Below are 6,000 nucleotides of genomic sequence, written 5' to 3'. Positions count from 1 at the left end.
CTTGTTGAAAATGCCTTTGCCAGATTAAAGCACTTTCGTGGTATTGCCACTCGTTTTGAAAAGTTAGCTCGTAATTATAAATCCATGTTGTTCTTAGCTTGCTTGTTTATTTGGTGCAAAGCCAAATGAGGACACGCCCTAGGAATTAAAAGTTTATCTTTCTTTAGTTTTTAAAAAATACAGGCATCATCATACTGATCCACCCAATTTTTTAGTAGTAAGATAGCTTTTATTTCCTGACGATAATTAACCTCTGCCAATATATTACCTTCTCTAGGAAGTAAGATTTCAAAACCAGATTCCGTTTCTAAAAGAGGTAAATCTAAATGTTGAATAAATTTCAATAGAAAATTAAATCCTGAATCAATATTTTCTGCCCTGCTAATCCTGTCCAAGTTAGAACCAATTGTTTGAGATATTTTTGCAAAATAATTTATATCTGAGTGAATAATTAAATTTACTTTATCTTTAACTAATTTTCTTGCATCAGTAATAATATTTTTACAACTTAAACCACATGAGCTTAATATCCTATCAATTTCTAGAATTACTTCTTGTTTATTTTTAAATTTTTTCTTTTCCATTAGCTGTAACAAAACATAGAATAAAATTGGTCTTTCTGAAAATTTAAGACCATTTTTTAATGAAGTATTAAAATAAATATAATCATTTAACTGCTCTGTCGTAAATCCTGCTGATGGCTTAAATAATTTATCTACAATGTTACTATCATTAAATAAATCAAAATGTTTTTCTGTAAAGTTCAAACAGATATCTAGTAACACTCTAGCTATATCAAAAAGATCATCTAAATTTTCAATTCTAAAATGGTTTGCTATTAGATGAAAACAAGTTGAATATTCTGTTAAATAAATATTATAGATATAATCTAAACTATTTTTTTTGAACCTAGTCGCTAAAAAATTTCGTTGAGTTTCATCATTTTTAAGTAAACCAACGATATTCCCCATTGAGTTAATATATTCATCAATTGTTGCTGAGCATTCAAGTAAACTCACCATAGAGAAAGGATGTCTAGCTAAACGTTCACCTTGAGCATTAAAATAACATGCAAATAAAATTGGTCTGTCTGATACATTTCCATATGAATCAAAAACTTTACCAATAGAAGGTATTAAGTCCCATTTTTTACTATCATCATCTTGCCAAAGTTGGTTGTAATAAGAAGGATATCTAATTTTTTTTTAGTTCATTTGCAAACTTTTTAATTTTATAAAAATGATATTCATCACCATTTTCGTGCTTAAATCTTTGTCTAAGTGCTTGATCTAAATTATAAAAATACTCTATCCCATAAGTAGTATGGGTCATGTCGTAATAATGTCTATACTCATGAATAGCTGTAGAATAGGTCGTTAGCGATTCTTCAAAATTTGCTAAGTCTTCTTTATTCCTCAACCCCATTAGGAAGCTTCTATCCTTAGCCTTTAAGGAAACTGTATAAGTTATAAAACCGAAACTGCCCAAGGCATCTGAGTCCTCAAGAATATAATTTTCATTTAATGCCATTTACCCCCTAATTATCTTTATTGCTTACTACAGGCTTACGTTGCATAACCCTAAAAACAACAAAGCCCTGATCATTGATCAAGGCTTTGTGATTGTAATTTGGCGGAAGCGGTGAGATTCGAACTCACGGAGGACTCACACCCTCGTCGGTTTTCAAGACCGGTGCATTAAACCGCTCTGCCACGCTTCCATGTGCGCCATAATACGGATCTTTTTAAAAACTGACAAGCAAAAATTACAACCAAACCATTCAAATGAATATTGTTTCGCCAAATTACCTTAAAAAATCATAATCTGGCTGCTAATTCAGCACCTTCACGGATGGCACGCTTCGCATCAAGCTCTGCCGCCAGCTTGGCACCCCCAATAATATGGTAATTTGCCAAGGTAAATTCCTCTTCGGTTGGCATAATGTCTTTTACTGACTCTTGTCCTGCACAAACGACAACGGTATCTACACGTAAAAGTTGGTCATAACCATTGGTTTCAATCCATAAGCCTTCATTGCTAATGGATTTATATTGCACACCACGTAGCATCTTCACTGCATGCTTTTTCAATTGCGCACGATGTACCCAACCAGTGGTCTTGCCTAAACCCATACCCAGCGGCGTGGTTTTACGTTGTAATAAATAAATTTCGCGGACAGGTGGATCTACTTCGGCAGGCTGCATGCCGCCTTCAGAAATATAGTTCGGATTTGGGTCAATGCCCCACTCGCGTTGCCAGTCTGCCAACGGCTGCGGTTGTGGCTGATGTTCAGGTTTTAATAAAAATTCCGATACATCAAAACCAATACCGCCTGCTCCAATCACCGCCACTTTATGACCGACGGATGCTCCGCGTAATACTTCTGCATAAGACAACACTTGCGGTGCATCGCTACCGTCAATTTTTAATGCACGCGGTATAACACCAGTTGCCACAATCACTTCATCAAAACCTTCACGCTCAAGTTGTTCACGGTTCACATTGGTATTTAATCGAAGATCTACCCCAGTTTTTTCAATCTGGACTTTAAAATAACGAATGGTTTCATGAAATTCTTCTTTACCCGGAACGACTTTGGCTAAATTGAATTGCCCACCCACCTCAGTGGCAGCTTCAAATAAAGTGACCTTATGCCCCCGACTGGCAGCCACTGTTGCAGCAGACATTCCTGCCACACCACCGCCAATAACGGCAATCTTTTTAGGATTTTTGGTTTTTAAATACACCAGTTCCGTTTCATAAGCAGCGCGTGGATTGACCAGACAGGTGGCCCGTTTATTTTTAAAAGTATGATCCAGACAGGCTTGGTTACAGGCAATACAGGTATTAATTTCATCGACCCGATTGGTCGCAGTTTTATTGACCCAGAAAGCATCTGCCAACAGCGGTCGTGCCATTTGTATCATATCTGCTTTTCCAGCCGCCAAAATGGCTTCGGCTGTTTCAGGCATGTTAATACGGTTGGAGGCAATCACTGGAATTGCGACATGCTTTTTCACTTCTGCCGTGTAGTCTGCAAATGCAGCACGCGGGACTGAAGTCACAATGGTCGGAATACGTGCCTCATGCCAGCCTATACCGGTATTCAGCAAAGTTACCCCTGCCTTTTCCAAAGCTTGAGCCACAGTAATCACTTCCTGCATAGTATTGCCATCATGAACCAGATCCAGCATCGACAGGCGGAAACAGATAATAAATTTTTCACCGACTTTCTCACGGATTGCTCGTACAATTTCAACGGCAAAACGCATGCGGTTTAGGATATCCCCCCCCCAACGATCCTCGCGCTGATTAACATGACGGCTTAAAAACTGGTTCAGCAAATAGCCTTCTGAACCCATAATTTCTACACCGTCATAGCCAGCTTTTTTGGCAATGCTGGCAGTATGGGCATAATCATCAATGGTATCGAGAATCTGCTTTTCACTCATCTGCCGAGGTTTAAAAGGTGAAATCGGCGATTTGATTGGACTGGCAGAAACCACAAAGGGTTGATAACCATAACGGCCAGAATGCAGAATTTGCATCAAAATTTTTGCACCATGCTTATGTACCGCATGGGTCACTAAACGATGCGGTGCCACATCACCCAAATTATTCATGGTACCACCAACTGGCAGTAACCAGCCTTGGCGGTTTGGTGAAATCCCACCCGTGATAATCAGGCCAACACCACCTTTAGCACGCTCTCCAAAATATGCCGCCAGTTTTGGATAGTTATAAAAACGGTCTTCCAGACCGGTATGCATAGAACCCATCACGACACGATTTTTAATGGTCGTAAAGCCCAAATGTAGCGGTTTTAAAATATTTGCATAGCTTGTTGTCATGATGAATCCTTAATTTATTGGCTTTGCAACTTGTTGCATACTACTTTACCTATTTTTATTTATTTGTTTATGACATCTTTTCAGCATTATCTGACGAAACAGTCAATTTGCCAAATAAGGTGCAGTTGTTAAGCTGCACCAGAGATAAAACGCATGATTATTTTTTATTTTAATTACAGCGGTTTAATTCCAATGTTTTAATTTGGAAGTATGACCAATCCCGACATTAAAACTGTTGGTTGGATCGAGCTTTTGATAATGATTTTTTAAAGTCGGTTTGGCGACATATAAATGTCCGACATTATGCTCGGCGGGGTATTCTGCACCACGCTGATCCAACAAATGCCACATTTGATGCTCCATAGCCACAGGATCTACGCCTTTTTTGACAATATAGTCCTGATGAAAAACATGACATAAAAAGTGGCCGTAATACAGTTTATGAATAATCAAGTCATCCATTTCCTGAGGCAAAGTTTCGACCCATTCACGGTCATTACGGCGTAAGGCAATGTCCAGCGCCACAATATCTTCCACTTCACTACGGTGGGTATCGCGATAACGAATGGCGGCACCAGCAACGGCAAAACGGTGTAAAAAGGCTTTTCGACCTTCTTCGTCGGTACAGAGAAAATAATCTCCCGTGGGATGGGATGAAAAATATTGTTTTAAAAATTGCTGAACCTGTTGTACGTCCTGATTTTCGATACGCAGCATCAAATGATGCTCATAAAGATCACGAAATTCACTCATGCGTTTCGGCAAGTGCGATGGTAAAAACTTGGTTACCATTTGCAGCAATTTATCTGACAGCCCTTTCATGCCGATTTTTTCCAAGTAGCCATCGACTTTATCTTTCATGGCAAAAGCAGCAGGCACTCTGGCAGTCCCAAATTTCTCGATAAACATGAAAGTATCTTTACCATATTCGGCGCCAATATCATAAGCGACCTGGTGAATATACTCCCCCGCAATCGGCAAGCGTGCCAAATCTTTCAAAAGGAAACGTCGAATTTCGGTTAAATCTTGCTGAGTATTGGTTCCGACATAAAACACCTGACTCGGAATTTTTTCAAAAGTATCCAGACGTACCGCAAAAACACAAACTTTACCTGCAGAACCGGAAGCTTCAAACAAACGTGATGGATCTGCATTGAATCGTGCCGGAGTATCTTCATCGACCTGTGTTACATCATGTGCATAATGATGATCTGAAGCACAACAATTAGAATCATGCTGAATATCATTCATCTGATATTGCTTACTTTCAAGTTTGGATAAAATTTCTTCTGGTGTTGAGCCTAAATTTACACCTAAATGATTGATCAGTTCGAGTTGCCCAGACTCATTTACCCGCGCATACAGTGCCAGTTCGGTATAAGCAGGTCCACGACGAACCAAAGCTCCACCCGAATTATTGCAAATTCCACCTAACACCGAAGCTCCAATACAGGAAGAACCAATCACGGAATGCGGTTCACGATTAAAAGGAGCAAGTTCCTTTTCAAGTTTGTCTAGGGTTGCACCAGGCAAGCAAATGACTTGTTTTGCATCATTAATCACTTGAATACCGGTTAAACGGCGGGTATTGATTAAAATAACAGGTCGATCATAATCATCACCAAAAGGCGTTGATCCTCCGGTGAGTCCAGTATTGGCAGCCTGCATAATGACAATAGAATCTGCCTGAACAGCAATTTGTAATACCTGCCATTGCTCAACCAAAGAACCGGGCACCACTACTGCCAGAACCTGACCGGATCCATAACGTCGACCTTGACGATATAAACGGGTGTCATTGGCATCAGTCAATACATGTTGCTTGCCGACAATCGTGATGAGGTTTTGAATGGTTTGCGGTGAATTTATTGAAGAATTCATGTTCGGCATTTTTCCATTTGTAAATATCTAAACGATAATTTTTTTAACGTCATACTTTATGGATTTGGATTTTTTCATTCATAAAGTGATCTTTTGAGATCCAAAACATTTCAATTCTAAAAATGAGCGGATTAATATGTCATGGAAGTTCCCTCTCCTCCTAGGAGAGGGTTAGAGAGAGATGTTGACAAAAAAAGATTTAAATTTAAAACACCCTCATTCCAACCTTCTCCCTGAGCCATTTTTGGCGTAAGAGAAGGAGCATTCC

Annotated in this window: 4 protein-coding genes, 1 tRNA gene and 1 pseudogene; 1 reads left to right on the top strand and 5 read right to left on the bottom strand. The window is 39.1% G+C overall.

Going from position 1 to position 6,000, the window contains the following annotated elements; all coding sequences use genetic code 11:
* Nucleotides 1-129 (top strand): annotated as a pseudogene (locus ACKI4H_RS16640) (IS5/IS1182 family transposase); the annotation flags it as partial.
* 41 nt (nt 130-170) lie between these two features.
* On the opposite strand, the gene ACKI4H_RS16635 reads toward ACKI4H_RS16640, so the two are convergent.
* The 5 genes from ACKI4H_RS16635 to dld form a co-directional block, all read right to left on the bottom strand.
* Nucleotides 171-1,022, bottom strand: coding sequence for a hypothetical protein (locus ACKI4H_RS16635; protein WP_407307691.1), 852 nt, complete (start codon nt 1,020-1,022; stop codon nt 171-173).
* Nucleotides 1,023-1,194: 172 nt separating this feature from the next.
* Nucleotides 1,195-1,530 carry a hypothetical protein gene (locus tag ACKI4H_RS16630; protein ID WP_407307689.1) on the bottom strand — a complete coding sequence of 112 codons (336 nt, stop codon included), beginning with the start codon at nt 1,528-1,530 and terminating at the stop codon, nt 1,195-1,197.
* Between the two features lie 100 nt (nt 1,531-1,630).
* Nucleotides 1,631-1,720, bottom strand: a tRNA-Ser gene (locus tag ACKI4H_RS16625).
* A 97-nt stretch (nt 1,721-1,817) separates the two neighbouring features.
* On the bottom strand, nt 1,818-3,851 hold the full coding sequence (locus ACKI4H_RS16620) for an FAD-dependent oxidoreductase (protein ID WP_407307687.1): 2,034 nt from the start codon (nt 3,849-3,851) through the stop codon (nt 1,818-1,820).
* 183 nt (nt 3,852-4,034) lie between these two features.
* The gene (gene dld / locus ACKI4H_RS16615; RefSeq protein WP_407307685.1) at nt 4,035-5,732 is read right to left on the bottom strand and encodes a D-lactate dehydrogenase; all 1,698 of its coding nucleotides are present in this window, start codon (nt 5,730-5,732) and stop codon (nt 4,035-4,037) included.
* Between the last annotated feature and the right edge of the window lie 268 nt (nt 5,733-6,000).

Source organism: Acinetobacter sp., from assembly GCF_045628685.1.
Lineage (GTDB): Bacteria > Pseudomonadota > Gammaproteobacteria > Pseudomonadales > Moraxellaceae > Acinetobacter.
The sequence above is the reverse complement of the archived record's forward strand: the minus strand, read 5'-3'. Positions and strand labels throughout refer to the sequence as shown.